The sequence below is a fragment of the Mesorhizobium huakuii genome (assembly GCF_014189455.1).
Taxonomy (GTDB): Bacteria; Pseudomonadota; Alphaproteobacteria; order Rhizobiales; family Rhizobiaceae; genus Mesorhizobium; species Mesorhizobium huakuii_A.
Map to the genome: position 1 here is coordinate 3,648,084 of NZ_CP050296.1, position 14,879 is coordinate 3,662,962.

Below are 14,879 nucleotides of genomic sequence, written 5' to 3' on the forward strand. Positions count from 1 at the left end.
CCCCCCGCCCTCACTGTAGGGTGGCTTGCTGCATTGCACAATAAAAGTATTGCTTGCCGGTCAGGATTGGCCAACCGGCAAGGGAAGGTTGCGCGGAACCACTTGCCGCACTGACCTCAAACGCCGATCCCGCGCGCCCTCATCGCCGCGGTGATCTCGTCGAGGATGGCCGGGTCGTCGATGGTCGCCGGCATCGTCCACGCTTCCTTGTCGGCGATCTTCTGCATGGTGCCGCGCAGGATCTTTCCCGAGCGCGTCTTGGGCAGGCGCTTGATCGTCACCACGGTCTTGAAAGCGGCGACCGGGCCGATGCGCTCGCGCACCAGCGCGACGACCTCCTTCTCGATGGCGCCGCCGTCGCGCGCGACACCGGCGTTCAGCACCACGAAGCCCAATGGAATTTGCCCCTTCATAGCATCGGCGATGCCGACGACGGCGCATTCGGCGACATCAGGATGGGCGGCCAGCACCTCTTCCATGGCGCCGGTCGACAGCCGGTGGCCGGCGACGTTGATGATGTCGTCGGTGCGGGCCATGACATAGAGATAGCCGTCCTCGTCGAGCATGCCGGCATCGGCCGTCTTGTAGAAGCCGGGGAACTCCTCGAGATAGGCTTGGCGGAAGCGCTGGTCGGCGTTCCACAGCGTCGGCAGGCAGCCGGCCGGCAGCGGCAGCTTGACCACGACATTGCCCAGCGTCCCGCGCGGCACCTCGTGGCCGGCATCGTCGAGCACGCGGATGTCGTAGCCGGGCATTGGCACGCCGGGCGAGCCGTATTTCACCGGCAGCAGGCCAAGCCCGGCGGGGTTGATGGTCATCGGCGAACCGGTCTCGGTCTGCCACCAATGATCGACCACCGGTACGTTCAGCTTCTGCTCCGCCCATTTGATGGTTTCGGGGTCGGCGCGCTCGCCGGCGAGGAACAGGGTGCGGAATTTCGACAGATCGTATCTGGGAACGAACTCGCCCTTGGGATCCTGCCCCTTGATGGCGCGGAAGGCAGTCGGCGCGGTGAACAGCGCGACGACGCCATGGTCCGAGATCACCCGCCAATAGGTGCCGGCGTCGGGCGTGCCGATCGGCTTGCCTTCGAACAGGATGCTGGTGCAGCCATGCAGCAGCGGTCCGTAGACGATGTAGGAATGGCCGACCACCCAGCCGACATCGGACGCCGCCCAGAACACTTCGCCCGGCTTGACGCCGAACTCGTTTTCCATCGTCCATTTCAGCGCGACCATGTGGCCGCCATTGTCGCGCACGATGCCCTTGGGCTGGCCGGTCGTGCCTGACGTGTAGATGATGTAGAGCGGGTCGGTGGCGAGCACCGGCTCGCAATCGACATTGGCGCCGGCCGCCCGCTCGCGCGCGACGGCATCGGCATAGTCGATGTCGAAATGCTCCTTCAAATCGCAGCGCATCTGGTCACGCTGCAGGATCAGGCAGGCATCCGGCTTGTGACGGGACATCTCGATCGCTTTGTCGAGCAACGGCTTGTAGGCAACGATCCGGCCCGGCTCCAGGCCGCAGGAGGCCGAGATGATCAGCTTCGGCTTGGCGTCGTCGATGCGGGTGGCCAATTCATGTGAGGCAAAGCCGCCGAAGACGACCGAATGCACGGTGCCGATGCGGGCGCAGGCGAGCATGGCTATGGCCGCCTCCGCCACCATCGGCATGTAGATGATGACGCGGTCGCCCTTTGCGACACCCCGGTTCTTCAGCACCGAGGTCAGCGCCACCACTTCGCGCTTCAGCTCGGCATAGGTGAATTTTTTCACCGTTCCGGTGATGGCGCTGTCATGGATCAGCGCGATCTGGTCGGCGCGCCCGCCGGCGACATGCCGGTCGATGGCGTTGTAGCAGGTGTTGCAGGTCGCGCCGGTGAACCAGCGGCCATAGACGCCCGCTGTGGCATCGAACACCTTGTCCCAGGGCGAATACCAGTCGATGGCGCCGGCCGCGTCCGCCCAGAATTGTTCCGGGTCGCGTTTCCAGCCGTCATAGACCTCGTGGTAGCGTGAAGCCATCCGTAACCTCCCCAGGAACCGTTTGCCGTCTTTGCCAACAGCCTATGCTGTTTTTTCCGGCGCTGTCTTCCCTGATTTTCGTCTGAGCCGGTCCCGGCTTGACCCCTGACGTCCCGTATCGTGAAGTGACGTCGTCTCGGCGGAGGATATGAACAATGCGCCATCCAGCGCCAATCATGGCAAAACCGGTGTTTGCGCTGACGATCGGCGCGGCGCTCGCCATCTCAACCGCAACTGCTCTGGCCGGAGACGCCGCGGCAAGGCGCATCATCGGCTTTTCGCCCGATGGCAGCTATTTCGCCTTCGAGCAATATGGTGAGCTTGATGGCGGCGCCTCGGCTTCCGGTTATTCCGAGATCGATATCATCGACACCCGCAGCGATGAATTCGTCGGCGGCAAGCCAATCCTGATCGTCGACGAATCCGAGGACGCGACGCTGACCCTCGAACAGGCGAGGGCGCAAGCGGCTGCCAAAGCGGCACCAATCTTGGCCAAATACGCTATCGCAGCGCGCGGCAAGCAGACTGCCTCCGACAAATTCACTTTTCCCGGCGAGATCGTCGGCTACAACGACATTTCGCGCCTCGAGCAGGTGTCGCAGAAATGGCTTTCGCCGCTCTACGACGAGACGGATGTTTCGACGATCCAGCTGGACGAGATCTCTGGCCAACAGCACGGTCGATTGTTCAGGGAGTTTCGACGACACCCAGCAGGGCGACCAGGCACCTCAAGGCAACAAGACGCTTCAAGGGGATAAGACTGGCAAGGCGCTCGGCTTCCGGCTGACGCTGCAGGGCCAGGACGGCAAGCCGTTCAAGACCTTGCATGAGGACAAGGCCGTGCCGGGATCGAGAAACTGCCCGACTTCCTACAGCCTGTCGGAATCCTATGAGTACACACCTCCCGGCAAACCGGCAGTGATCGCCGTGCTGGTTCAGCGCTTCAGTCAGGGCTTTGAAGGACGCGACCGCCGCTTCATCGCCGTGACCGGGCAACCTCACTGACCAACCGATAGCCGTCTAACGAACGGTATTCATTGGACAAAATGTCGACTGCACTAGATCGGCAGGGCCACAAGCATGAGGCCTACGCCGCCGAAGATCAAAATGGCTGCCGCCAGGGTTTTCCGATGACGTTCGAAAGTCGTCGGAGCCCGCTCCCAGTTGTAACGCATACGCTATCTCCCCAAAACCCCGGGAGTCCTTACCTTACTTAGGGGAAGGAACGCAACTGTCCGGCCCGTCAACACACTTGCCTGGGGCGTCATCGCGACGACTATTTCTGGGACGGTTTTCGGCCGGGAGCAGTTGAGGCCGCATTCTGCGATCGGCAGGACTCCGTCGCAAAGGCAAAGCAACGTGGGCCATCTCCCCCGGCCGGCCGATAGACAGCGCCCCACCACCGCGCTATCTCATTTCGGGGTTCTTGCAGGCTTGTCGGGGTTGGCGATGGAAATTGTCTCTGGAACGATTTTGCGGCTGGCGGACGATGCCTCGGTTCAGCATGTCGGCGACGGTGCGGTCGTGCTTCTGGCGCGCAGCGGCCAGCTCTATACCTGCAACGGCACGACCGAAGCCTTCCTCGACAAGGTCGATGGCGCGCGCAGCCTCGATCAGATCGTCGGCCTGCTTTGCCAGGAGTTCGAGGTCGACAAGGATACGCTCGACGAGGATATGGCGGCATTGGCCGCCGATCTGGTCTCGGAAGGTATTCTTGCCGCCCCAGGCGCTTGATGGCTGACAATCCGCTCCTGCGTGCCCTGTTTCGCTGCCATCTCTGGGCAAGCGCCCGGCTGATGCCGGCCTTGATCGCCAGGCGCAGCTTTGAGGACGTGCTGAAATGGGCGCCGCTTGCCTCCTCGACGCCCTATCGCGGGCTGCCCGCCGCCTACATCGTCGCCCGCGTCAACCGCACTGTGCGCCATCCCTGGTTGATGCGCGACCGCAGATGCCTGCGCGAAGGCCTGCTCGGCCATCGTTTCCTGCGCCTCGCCGGCTTCGATCCGGAGCTGCGTTTTGGCGTCGATCCGAAGTCGCTGCAGACGCCACGCGTCTCGGCGCATTGCTGGGTCTGCCTAGACGGCAGGCCGGTGGTCAGTGACAGCCTTCCGGGCATGGTTGAGATCTATCGCCACCACGCCGATGCCTCGAAGGCGCGCCCCGCTTGACCAGGCCTTCAGCGTGTTACGGTCTCAACGGTCAAATCCTCGGCATATCGGCCGAACGCCCCGAACTGTGGCAGGATTTCGACAGGATGCTGGGCATCCTGCGCATCGAAGGTGCTGTCGAGCCGGGCTTTCGCCTCGATATCACCGAGGCGGATGTTCTGGACGAGGCACCCGGAGGATCGCTCGTCTTCGACGGCGACATACCCGAAGACGGCTACTGCCGGATGATCACCGAGGGCGGCATCACCCATCTCGTCTTTCCCGGGCGCCAGACCGTTGCCATCAATGATGAGGGACGGTGGGCTGAACTCCGGGTTCGCCCTGGTGCGAAAGCCGCCTGGACGCCGTCGATGCTGGTGCTGGATGCCGCGCTCGACGCCGGCGGCCAGCATATGCTGCACACCGCCGGGCTGACACTGCCGGGGCACGATGCCGTCGTGCTGATCCACGCGCCGAGTGGCACCGGCAAGACGACGACGTCGCTGGCGCTGGCAACGCAAGGCTTTGGCCTTTGCTCCGACGATGCCATGATCCTGAACGTCGCTTCGGGCAAGCCCCTGGCCTGGGGCCTGCCGCGCCACGTCAAGATCCACCAGAAGACCGCCGAAATGATCCCGCAGGTTGCGCCCTGCCTCGGCCCTGTATGGGACAGGAATGGCGAACAGGCCGTCTCGCTGGAGCGGTTGAGCGAAATTGTCCGCATCGAAAGCCCGGTCGCCAGGCCGGTGGCGGCCCTGCTGCATCTGGCGCGGTCCGCAGACAGTGAGACCCGGCTCGTGCCCATGGCCCGGACCGACGCGATGGTGGCGCTGGCGATGGACAATGTCCGCACCGGCTTGACCGGCCTCTTGCCGCTGCAGAAGCGCCGGCTGGCGACGATCGGCAGACTGGTGTCCTCGGTGCCGACATTCACGCTGGAAGTGGGCGCGCACCCGGCCGATGCGGCGGCGCTGATAGGCGCCACATTGGCCAGGCAGGACTGAACCGGAGGTTCAGGCGGCGTACGGCCTGGCCTTGGCCAGACGCTGTATCCAGCGGAAGGCATCGCGGCGCAGGCGCGAGCCGATCTTCTCGCGGGAATTGACCCGGAGCAGCGTGGTTGTCGTGATCAACCGCTTGGCGAGCCGTATCGAAAGGTCTGGTTTGATCCGGCCGGCGAGCTCGAGCGCGTGGGCCTCGCCGAACAGCTCGCCGGTCACGTTGAGCACGATCGCCAATTCGAGCTCGATGCCTGTCACGCGGGCGGCGTCGAGCAGGCGGGTTTCTGATTCCGACGATTGTAGCGCCCGCACCCCTTGCAGCACGTCGACGCAAAGCTGCAGGCGATGGAACTTGTGGCCGCCGGCGGCGTGCACGATGGCGATCGTCAGAAGCGCCGCCGGCGTGTCCGTCGCTTCGCCGTCGATGATGCCCAGTTTGCGGAACCCCAGCGACAGGCGCCGCCGCATCCCGGTGTCATGCACTAGGTCGCCATGCAGTTCGACCAGCAGGCTGGAATTCTCCTTTTCCAGCCATTTGAATTCCTGCAGCTGGTAGGATTCGGCCTCGTCGCTACCGAGCACGAAGCCGCATGCCGCGATCACCTGGTTTGCCCGTGCAAGGTTGGCGGGCTCGACCAGGATGTCGATGTCGGTGAACGGCCGGTCGGAAACGTTGCGGTAGAGCTTTCGCGCGAAGACCGGTCCCTTGACGATCCGCGCCGGAATGCCTTGCGCCGCTATCCCCTTCATGATGCGGTCGCCATGATATTGCAGCAGCATCGACTGGCCGGTGGCGATCGTCGCCTTGTCGCGCAGATCGTCCAGTCTCTCCCGCAAACCGGCGTCCGACGGCAGATGCGCGTCGCCACGCTCCTGCAATTTGCGCAGCATGATCGGCAGGACGCCGTGGAATTCGGCATTGTCCAGCAGCGCTGATAGAGCCTTTGCCGACAATTCTTCGCCGACTGCCGCAGCCTCCGGATCGGCGAAACGCAGCAGCAGTCTTTCTTCGGCGCAGGTGAGGGACGGCAGCATCAACCAGGACAAATGTTATCGCTAAATGAATTGTCCGGGATGGTCGCAGAAAAGCGCGGCCGAAGCCAGCGTCACATGCCCCAGCGCAAGGTCGCCGTGTGGACAGGCGCGTCCCACCAACCGGTCATTTCGTCATCGAGCATGGTCAGCGTGATAGAGCAGCCGGCCATGTCGAGCGAGGTGACATAGCTGCCGACCAGCGAGCGGGTTACCGTCACGCCGCGCTTGTCGAAAATTTTGCGCGCGCTGTTGTACATCAAATAGAGCTCCATCAGCGGCGTGCCGCCGAAGCCGTTGACGAACAGCAGCGCCGGGCCTTTCGCTCTGTCGCCGAGATCGCCCAGGATGGCGGTACATATCTCTTCCGCGATCGCATCGGCACTCTTCAACGTGTCGCGGCGGCGGCCGGGCTCGCCATGGATGCCGACACCGAATTCCATCTCGCCGTCGCCGATGTCGAAGGTCGGTTTGCCGGCGGCAGGCACGGTGCCACTGGTCAGTGCCACACCCATCGAGCGGGTCGCGGCGTTGGCGCGTTCGCCCAGCGTCTTCAGCACCGGCAGTGCCAGGCCATGCTCAGCCGCCGCGCCGACGATCTTTTCCACCACCAGCGTGCCGGCGACGCCGCGCCGGCCGGTCGTATAGGACGAATTCTCGACGGCGACATCGTCATTGGTCACCACCTGCAGGACGCCATCGGACATTTCCGCCGCCATGTCGAAATTCATCACATCGCCCTCGTAATTCTTGACGATGAACAGGCAGCCGGCGCCGGTGTCGACGGCCTGCGCCGCCGCCAGCATCTGGTCCGGCGTCGGTGAGGTGAACACCTGGCCGGGGCAGGCGGCATCCAGCATGCCGTGGCCGACAAAGCCGCCATGCAGCGGCTCGTGGCCGGAGCCGCCACCCGAGATCAGCGCCACCTTGCCCGGTCGCAAGGTCCTGCGGCGGACGAATTTGTGCTCCTCGCCAAGCACGAGGATATCGGCATGGGCGGCGACAAAACCGTCAAGGCTCTCGGTCAGCACCGTGTCCACCGCGTTCATAAATTTCTTCATGGCGTCCTCCCAAACAGCCCGGCAACAAGTGGTCAGCCGCCACCCTTGCCGGCGATGCTGGTGATCTTCTGGATGAATTCGTTGATCGCCCGGTCGAGCGCCGCGTTCTGCTTGTCGTCGCCGAAATCGGGCACGACGAGCGACACATGCCGCGTCTTGCGCATGCCTGCCGCGATCGACATTTTTCCCGGATGCGCCTGATGGTAGGCGGCGAGGAACTGATCCCGCTCGGCCGGGCTGAAATGGCAGACGGAAAAGATCGACGGCAAATGCTTCGACGGAATCGGAATCGTATAGGCCGGGCTTGAAATCTGCGTCACGAAGCTGCGGTGCTTGCCAAGCGCGTCGGCAAGGCGCTGGCGCATGCCGGACGGCCGCTGGTCGATGACGCGCGACAGGATCGTCTTGTAGGCGCGGATCGCCTCCTCGGAGCCGGGTTCGGGTTTGATGTCAACCATGCCGGCCGCGCCTAGACCGAAACATCTGAAATGGCCGCCTTGGCCATGGCGAGTTGCGCCGGCGCGACGGAAAGATCGCGCAAGCCGGCTTCGAGCAGCGACGGGATCGACGCGGGATCACCGCCGGCATCACCGCACAGGCTGACGGGAATGCCGTTTTCCCGTCCAAAAGCCGTGACCGAGCCGATCAGCCGCAGCACCGCCGGATGGCGGACCGAATTGAGATGCGCGACCGCGGCATTGTCGCGCGCCGCAGCCATCACATATTGCGTCAGGTCGTTGGAGCCGATCGAGAAGAAGGCGACGCCGGCGAATGCCTCCGGCGCGATGGCCACTGAAGGCACCTCGACCATGATGCCCAGCGGCGGCATCTTGTGGGCAACACCGCGCGCGGCAAGAACTGCCTGTTCCTCGGCGAACAAAGCGGCTGCGCGTTCATACTCCTCGGCCACGGCGATCATCGGAAACATGACCCTGAGATTGCCGTGTGGCGCGGCGCGCAGCAACGCCCTGATCTGGACGCGAAAAATGTCGAGCCGCGCCAGCGACAGCCTGATCCCGCGCAGCCCGAGGAACGGATTGCCTTCCTCGACGGTGAAGCCCGGCACCGGCTTGTCGCCGCCGGCATCGACGGTGCGGATCGTCACCGGCTTGTCGCCGGCCCATTCCAGCACCTTGCGATAGGCGCGATATTGCGTCTCCTCATCCGGCAAAGTCTTGCCGAACAGGAATTCGGTGCGCATCAGGCCGACACCGTCGCACATCGCGATGTCGATGGCGTCGACATCGGAGGGGTCGGCGATGTTGACCTGCACGCGCACCGCAGTGCCGGCCTTGGTCACCGCCGGCCGCGCCAGAAAACGCTGCGCCATGCCTTGGCGGGCCGCGAAGGAAGAGGATGACTGCCGGAACGCCCCGATCTCTGCCGGCGAGGGTGCCAGAACGATGCTGCCGTGCTCGGCGTCGAGCAGCGCCATGCCCGCAAGACTGGCAGGCGGTTCGCGCAGACCGACGACCATCGGCACGCCACGCGAGCGCGCCAACATGGCGACGTGGCTGGCCGTGCTGCCCGCCTTTAGTGCGATGCCGCCGCCATGCCTCCAGTCGGTTTCGAGAAAGCGCGTCGGCGCCATGTCCTCGCCACACAGGATTGCACCGGACGGCGCTGTGCTGCCACCGTCCTCGGTCAGGGCGCGCAGCACCTGGTCCCTGATATCGCGCAAATCCGTGGCGCGGGCGCGGAAATAGTCCTGGTCGGAGGCCTCATAGCCGCCGATCTCGGCATCGAGCGCCTGCCGCCAGGCCACGTCGGCGGTCCGCCCGGAAGCGATGGATGCGAAGGCCGGGCCGCTCAGCGCGTCGTCCTCCAGCATGGCGATGTGGAATTCGAGTATGCCGGCGGCGTCGCTGTCGGCGGCTTCCACCATTGCGGTAAGCCGGCTCACCGCCTTGCCGATCGCGGCTTCCAGCGCCGTCTTCTCTTCAGCAGCTGTGGCCTTGCCTGCGTAGACGGCCGGCGGGCGGTCGAGGTCGAACAGCGGCCCCTCGGCATAGCCGGCCGAGGCCGGAACACCCTCAATCCGCATGGCCCGCATTCCTTGCCGGGCGGCGAAACCGCGCGCCAGCGTCACGCCGAGCGGACATGACCGGCGTCCTCGTCGAAATCGCGCTGCACCAGGTCGATCAGCGCGCGCACGGCGTCATCGGCGCCGTTGCCGCTGGCCCTGATGTGCAGCACCGTACCCTTCGGCGCCTTGGCCGCCATCACCTTGACGATGCTCTTGGCGTCGAACCAAGGCCCGTTGGCGGCAAGCGCGATTTCCACGTCGGCGGCAAACGTCTTGGCCAGCTTGGTGAACTTCACCGACGGACGCGCATGCAGGCCCACATCGTGGGTGATCAGGACGGTCGCTTCGGCGGCTGCGGACATTTTCAGAAATCCCGTTCACTCACGACGGCGACAATTCGTGCGCCGTCGCCACCACTTCCTTCAGCGAGGCGCCGCCGGAGGATTCGGTCGCGGCCATCACCGCGCCCTCGACGATCGGCGCGTTGCAGACGATGATCTTCTGCGCACGCGGCTCGCCGATCATCTCCACCGCCATTTCCGAGTTGGTCTCGGCGCCGCCAAGATCGACAAGAATGGCGACACCGGCTTCCGACCAGGCCTTGTCGATGGCGCCCATGATCGCCTCGACACTGGTGCCGAGCCCGCCATGGCCGTTTCCGCCGCACCATGCAAGCGGCACTTCGTTGCCCACCATCTGGCGTACCATGTCGGCCGTGCCCTCCGCGACCAGCGGCGAATGCGACACGATCACGATCCCGACATTGCTCATGCGCTTTCCCCGATCGCTTGTCCCACCGAGCGCACCAGCAGCGCGGTCGAGCGCGCGCCGGCATCCATATGGCCGATAGAGCGGTCACCAAGGAACGAGGCGCGGCCGCGCAGCGCCTTCATCGGCACGGTCGCCTCGGCGGCAGCATCGGCGATATCGGCGATCTCCGCCGTCGTCTTGCCGCCAGCCAAGGCGTCATGCACCGGCTGCAGCACATCGAGCATTGTCTTTTGTCCAACTTGCGACTTGCCGCGCGCGGCCACTGCTTCGATCGCCTTGCCGAAGGCAGCCGTCAGGCTGGCGCGATCGGGGTCTGCCGCAATCTCCTTGCCGAGCGCCATGAACAATGTGCCGAAGAGCGGGCCGGAAGCGCCGCCCACCGTCATCACCAGCTTGGTGCCGATCGCCTTCAGGGCGTCGGGCAAAGGTTTGGCGGCGAACGCGCCGGCCTCGGCCCGCACGGCCTCGAAGCCGCGCTTCATGTTCAACCCATGGTCGCCGTCGCCGATCGCCTGGTCGAGCGCCGTCAATTCCTCGGCGTGAGCGGCAATCGTATCGGCGGCCACCGCGATCAGCCTGGCAAGGTTCAACGGCGCCATGTCGCCCAAAATCCCGGTTTCCAGTCTGCCGGCAGTAGCGAAAGAACGGTCATTCGACAACTGGTGCATGCGTCAGGCCGAGACAAGCAGCGTGGCGGCGGCCGCGAACACCTCGGCCACCGCATGGGCGCCGGGGTCGACCACGCCCTGCAATTTGGTGCCGACATAGGCGGACCGTCCGGCCTTCGCCTTCTCCATCGCGGCTGTGGCTTCAGCGCCGTGCCGGGCGGCTGTTGCGGCCTCCTCCAGGCCATTGGCGTCGAGCGCTTTCAGCGCGGGCTCCAGCGCATCGACCATGGTGCGATCACCTGGTTTGGCGCCGCCGTAGAAAGTCATCCGCTCAAGCCCGGCAAGCAGTGCCTTGGACAAGCTGGCCCCGCCGCCGAGGGCCTGTGCCGCCGCAGTGAAGAAGATCGACAGCAGCACGCCGCTTGAGCCGCCCATCGACGTGCTCAATATGTCGCCTATCGCGCCAAGGGTGGCCGCCGGGCTGGCCAGTGGCAGCGTATCGAGCCGCTCGAGGATGCTGCGCGCGCCGGTCGCCACTGTCGAGCCGGTGTCGCCGTCGCCCGCCTTGGCGTCCAGCCCGTTCAAGGAAGCTTCAAGTGAAATCAGTTTTTCGCAGACCGTGACGATCAGGCGCCTGGTGCCGGCATCCTGGCTGGCCTTGTGCGCAGCACTTTGTCCGGCTGCTTTCGCCATCGGCACGATGACAGGTGCCGCGACCGGCTTGGCCGGCATCCAGGCATGCGGGCCGACCGGCGCCAGCAGGGCTGCCTCGCGCGCCGCGTCGAGCCGCATCAGCGACAGCGAGAAGCCGTTCATGTTGAGCGCCGTCATCAGCGGCCCGGGGCCGATCGCCAGCCTGACGGTCCCGGCCAGCGGCGAGGCGAGCACCGCATTGGCAATCAATGACATTTCGAGCGGCGGCACCGAACCGAGGTTGTTGATCAGCAAGGCGTGGCTGGCCTTCGGGTCAAGCCGCGCCGCCAGGCGCTCCGCCATGATCGCCACCAGGCGGTCGGCGCTCTGCACAGCGATGCGTTCGACGCCGGGCTCGCCATGGATGCCGAGGCCAAGCTCGCCATCATTTTCACCGAACCTCTCCTCATGCGGCTGGCCGGGGATGGAACACGACGACAGCGACATGCCGAGCGAAACAATATCCTTCGCCGCCGCCCGCGCCGCCGCCGCGATATCAGCCAGGTCGTGGCCCGCCTCCGACAGATGGCCCGATATCTTGTGCACGAACAGGGTGCCGGCAACGCCGCGCGGCTGGGCAATGTCGGGCAGCGCGATATCGTCGGCGACGATGACCATCTCGACGCGAAACCCCTCGGCGCGGGCCTTCTCGGCCGCCAAGCCGAAATTGAGCCGGTCGCCCGTATAATTCTTGACGATCAGCAGGCAGCCGGCCGGGCCGGTGACCGCGCGGATGGCCGCCAGCACCGCTTCGACGCTTGGCGAGGCGAAGATTTCGCCGGAGACCGCCGCCGTCAGCATGCCCTTGCCGACAAAGCCCGCATGCGAAGGCTCATGCCCGGCGCCACCGCCGGAAACGACGCTGACCTTCGACTTGTCCCAGTCGGCGCGCAGCACGACCTTGATCTCGGGATAGCCGTCGAGGCGCGCGAGATCGCCCGAGCCGATGGTGCGCAACAGGCCGTCCAGAGCCTCGGTGACGATCGTTTCCCTGCGGTTGAAAAAGTGCTTCATCGAATTCGTCCCGTATTCGCGATCGTCAATCAGAAGCGGCGCTGCCCCCTTGGCGGGCAAACACCGGAACCGTTCACATCAATCTTTGTCCATCGGCGCCGAAATAGAGTGGCGAACGGTAGCGGATCACCACTTTGTCGCCCTGCGCCAGATCGGTGTCGGGGTCGGTCAGCGTCACCAGTTTCTTCGGCCCTACCGTCACATGCAGATGGTTCTGGTCGCCGAGATGCTCGACCCAGTCGACGACACCGTCGGCATGGCCGTTCATCGCTTTCTCGATCGTCAGATGTTCGGTGCGCGCGCCGATCGTCCTGGTGCCGGCCGGCGCGCCGCCATCGGGCAGCAGGCCGGTCGGCAGAAGATTGATCGCCGGCTGGCCGAGCCTTGCCGCGACATGCAGGTTTGCCGGCTCCGAATAGATGGTTCGCGGTGAGCCGATCTGCACCAGCACGCCGTCGGCCAGGATGCCGATGCGGTCGGCCATAGTCATCGCCTCGATCTGATCATGCGTGACATAGAGCATGGTGGCGCCGAGTTCGGACTGGATGCGCTTCAATTCGAGCCGCAAGTCCGCCCGCAGCTTGGCGTCGAGCGACGACAGCGGCTCGTCCATCAGATAGATGGCCGGCTTGCGCACCAGCGCCCGGCCGATGGCGACGCGCTGCATTTCGCCGCCGGAAAGCTTGGTCGAGCGGTTGGCGAGCTTGTGATGGATGCGCACCATCTTCGCCACTTCCTCGACCCGTCGGCGGATCTGGTCCTCCGGTATTTTCCGGGCCGGCGAGCGCAGCGGGAAGGCAAGATTGTCGTAGACCGACAGATGCGGATAGAGCGAGTATTGCTGGAAGACGAAGGCGGTGTCGCGCTCGGCCGGCGACAGCGTCGTCGCATTATGGCCGCCGATCTCGATCGTGCCGCTGTCCGGCCGTTCCAGCCCTGCGATCAGCCGCAGCGTCGTTGTCTTGCCGGCGCCGGTCGGCCCGAGCAGCACGACGAACTCGCCGTCTGATATGTGCAGGTCGAGACCGTTGACGGCGACATGCTCGCCAAAGCTCTTGGTCACGTTCTTGATGTGCACGTCAGCCATGCTGCGCTCTCCCCAGAGAGGCGGTGTCGTGAACCGCGGTTCTCACCGCGCGGCCCGATCCCTTGTCGAACAGCGACAGCCGCGCGCTGTTCAGGGCCAGGCCGACATGGTCCCCGGCATTGAGCCGGATTTCGGCCGGCACGCGCGCCTTGATGATACCGTCCGCGGTTTCCACCGCGACGATCTGCGTGGTGCCGAGATATTCCGTTCCATAGATGGCGCCGCGCAGCTTCGAGGCATCGTCGAAGCGGATGTGTTCGGGCCTTATGCCAAGCGCCATGTCGCTGGGCGCGATATCCTCGCGCACCTCCGGCACCGCGACCTTCGCGCCCTGGACGACGATCTCCTTCGCGCCCTTGGCGAGCCCGCCGCCGAAGCCCAGAAAGTTCATCGGCGGCGAGCCGATGAAGTCGGCGACGAACATGGTCGCCGGGCGGTCGTAGATTTCGCGTGGGCTTCCGAACTGCTCGATGACGCCGTGGTTCATGACCGCGATCTTGTCGGCCATCGACATAGCTTCCATCTGGTCGTGCGTGACATAGACCGTGGTGGCGTGGATGCGGTTGTGCAGCTCGCGCAGTTCATGGACCATGAGGTCACGGAATTCGGTGTCCAAGGTGCCGAGCGGCTCGTCCATCAAAAAACATTTCGGCCGCCGCACGATGGCGCGGCCGAGCGCCACGCGCTGGCGGTCGCCGCCGGCAAGGCCCGAGACGGATTTGTTGAGCAGGTGGTCGATGCGCAGGAGTTTCGCCGTCTCCTCGACGCGGGTGCGGATTTCGGCCGACGGCATGCCTTGTGCCAAGAGCGGAAAGCCGATGTTCTTGCGCACATTCATGTGCGGATAGAGCGCGAACAGCTGGAACACGAAAGCGATGTCGCGCTCGCGTGCCCGCAGCATGGTGACGTCCTCGCCGCCGAGCAGGATCTCGCCGCCGGTGGGCAGTTCGAGCCCGGCGATCATCCGCAAGGTCGTCGTCTTGCCACAGCCCGACGGCCCGAGCATGACGAAGAACTCGCCATCCTCGACGACGAAGTTGGAATCCTGCACGGCGACGAAATCGCCGAAGGCCTTTCTCAGGTGCTGAACACGGATCTCGGCCATGATTATTCCGGGAATTTCGAGACGATGATGAACATCACGGTGCCGGCGAGCATGGTGATGAAGGAATAGGTGTAGAGCGACAGCGCGAAGGGCTGGAACAGCATCAGGAAGCCGATGGCGATCAGCGCCGTCGCGATGTTTTCCATCAGGCCGCGCCTTGCCCAACGGGGCCATGATGATTTCCTGGAGATGGCGGGGCGCGTCATGCGTAGCTCCCTTCCTTCTCCCCGTTTAAGGGGAGAGATAGTTGCCAGGTGGTTCCCCCACTCCGTCGCTGCTTCGCAGCGCCACCTCTCCCCTCCGGAGGGAG

Annotated in this window: 17 protein-coding genes; 5 read left to right on the forward strand and 12 right to left on the reverse strand. The window is 64.9% G+C overall.

What is annotated here, in order from left to right:
* Positions 1-116 precede the first annotated feature (116 nt).
* Positions 117-2,024 carry a propionyl-CoA synthetase gene (locus HB778_RS18045; RefSeq protein WP_183455725.1) on the reverse strand — a complete coding sequence of 636 codons (1,908 nt, stop codon included), beginning with the start codon at positions 2,022-2,024 and terminating at the stop codon, positions 117-119.
* Positions 2,025-2,179: 155 nt separating this feature from the next.
* Here HB778_RS18045 and HB778_RS18050 point away from each other — a divergent pair, with 155 nt between their 5' ends.
* From HB778_RS18050 to HB778_RS18065, 5 genes are all read left to right on the forward strand, one after another.
* A complete protein-coding gene (locus HB778_RS18050; RefSeq protein WP_244661507.1) occupies positions 2,180-2,782 on the forward strand; it encodes a DUF2259 domain-containing protein in 603 nt (200 codons plus the stop codon).
* Complete coding sequence (locus HB778_RS43085) at positions 2,688-3,029, forward strand: DUF2259 domain-containing protein (RefSeq protein ID WP_348524748.1); 342 nt, start codon at positions 2,688-2,690, stop codon at positions 3,027-3,029. Before HB778_RS18050 ends, HB778_RS43085 begins: the two co-directional genes overlap by 95 nt.
* Before the next feature lie 444 nt (positions 3,030-3,473).
* A complete protein-coding gene (locus tag HB778_RS18055; RefSeq protein ID WP_095200908.1) occupies positions 3,474-3,758 on the forward strand; it encodes a PqqD family protein in 285 nt (94 codons plus the stop codon).
* Positions 3,758-4,192: a lasso peptide biosynthesis B2 protein gene (locus HB778_RS18060; RefSeq protein ID WP_183455727.1), complete on the forward strand. Its 435-nt coding sequence runs from the start codon at positions 3,758-3,760 to the stop codon at positions 4,190-4,192. The genes HB778_RS18055 and HB778_RS18060 overlap by 1 nt, the downstream gene beginning before the upstream one ends.
* A complete protein-coding gene (locus tag HB778_RS18065) occupies positions 4,189-5,175 on the forward strand; it encodes a serine kinase (RefSeq protein WP_183455729.1) in 987 nt (328 codons plus the stop codon). The genes HB778_RS18060 and HB778_RS18065 overlap by 4 nt, the downstream gene beginning before the upstream one ends.
* A gap of 9 nt (positions 5,176-5,184) precedes the next feature.
* Here HB778_RS18065 and HB778_RS18070 read toward each other — a convergent pair whose 3' ends face one another.
* From HB778_RS18070 to HB778_RS18120, 11 genes are all read right to left on the reverse strand, one after another.
* On the reverse strand, positions 5,185-6,207 hold the full coding sequence (locus tag HB778_RS18070; RefSeq protein ID WP_183465135.1) for a nucleotidyltransferase family protein: 1,023 nt from the start codon (positions 6,205-6,207) through the stop codon (positions 5,185-5,187).
* A 71-nt stretch (positions 6,208-6,278) separates the two neighbouring features.
* Complete coding sequence (gene dhaK / locus HB778_RS18075) at positions 6,279-7,265, reverse strand: dihydroxyacetone kinase subunit DhaK (protein ID WP_183455731.1); 987 nt, start codon at positions 7,263-7,265, stop codon at positions 6,279-6,281.
* A gap of 32 nt (positions 7,266-7,297) precedes the next feature.
* The gene (locus HB778_RS18080; RefSeq protein ID WP_183455733.1) at positions 7,298-7,723 is read right to left on the reverse strand and encodes a hypothetical protein; all 426 of its coding nucleotides are present in this window, start codon (positions 7,721-7,723) and stop codon (positions 7,298-7,300) included.
* Between the two features lie 11 nt (positions 7,724-7,734).
* Complete coding sequence (ptsP, locus tag HB778_RS18085; protein ID WP_183455735.1) at positions 7,735-9,309, reverse strand: phosphoenolpyruvate--protein phosphotransferase; 1,575 nt, start codon at positions 9,307-9,309, stop codon at positions 7,735-7,737.
* Positions 9,310-9,350: 41 nt separating this feature from the next.
* Positions 9,351-9,653, reverse strand: coding sequence for an HPr family phosphocarrier protein (locus tag HB778_RS18090; RefSeq protein ID WP_183455737.1), 303 nt, complete (start codon positions 9,651-9,653; stop codon positions 9,351-9,353).
* 19 nt (positions 9,654-9,672) lie between these two features.
* Entirely contained in the window at positions 9,673-10,062 is a 390-nt protein-coding gene (gene dhaM / locus HB778_RS18095; protein WP_183455739.1) for a dihydroxyacetone kinase phosphoryl donor subunit DhaM, read from the reverse strand.
* Entirely contained in the window at positions 10,059-10,661 is a 603-nt protein-coding gene (gene dhaL, locus HB778_RS18100; RefSeq protein WP_183455741.1) for a dihydroxyacetone kinase subunit DhaL, read from the reverse strand. The genes dhaM and dhaL overlap by 4 nt, the downstream gene beginning before the upstream one ends.
* A gap of 72 nt (positions 10,662-10,733) precedes the next feature.
* Positions 10,734-12,377 carry a dihydroxyacetone kinase subunit DhaK gene (locus HB778_RS18105; protein WP_183455744.1) on the reverse strand — a complete coding sequence of 548 codons (1,644 nt, stop codon included), beginning with the start codon at positions 12,375-12,377 and terminating at the stop codon, positions 10,734-10,736.
* A 73-nt stretch (positions 12,378-12,450) separates the two neighbouring features.
* Positions 12,451-13,464: an ABC transporter ATP-binding protein gene (locus HB778_RS18110; protein WP_183455746.1), complete on the reverse strand. Its 1,014-nt coding sequence runs from the start codon at positions 13,462-13,464 to the stop codon at positions 12,451-12,453.
* A complete protein-coding gene (locus HB778_RS18115; protein ID WP_183455748.1) occupies positions 13,457-14,569 on the reverse strand; it encodes an ABC transporter ATP-binding protein in 1,113 nt (370 codons plus the stop codon). Before HB778_RS18115 ends, HB778_RS18110 begins: the two co-directional genes overlap by 8 nt.
* Positions 14,570-14,571: 2 nt before the next feature.
* On the reverse strand, positions 14,572-14,775 hold the full coding sequence (locus HB778_RS18120; protein ID WP_140733364.1) for a hypothetical protein: 204 nt from the start codon (positions 14,773-14,775) through the stop codon (positions 14,572-14,574).
* Between the last annotated feature and the right edge of the window lie 104 nt (positions 14,776-14,879).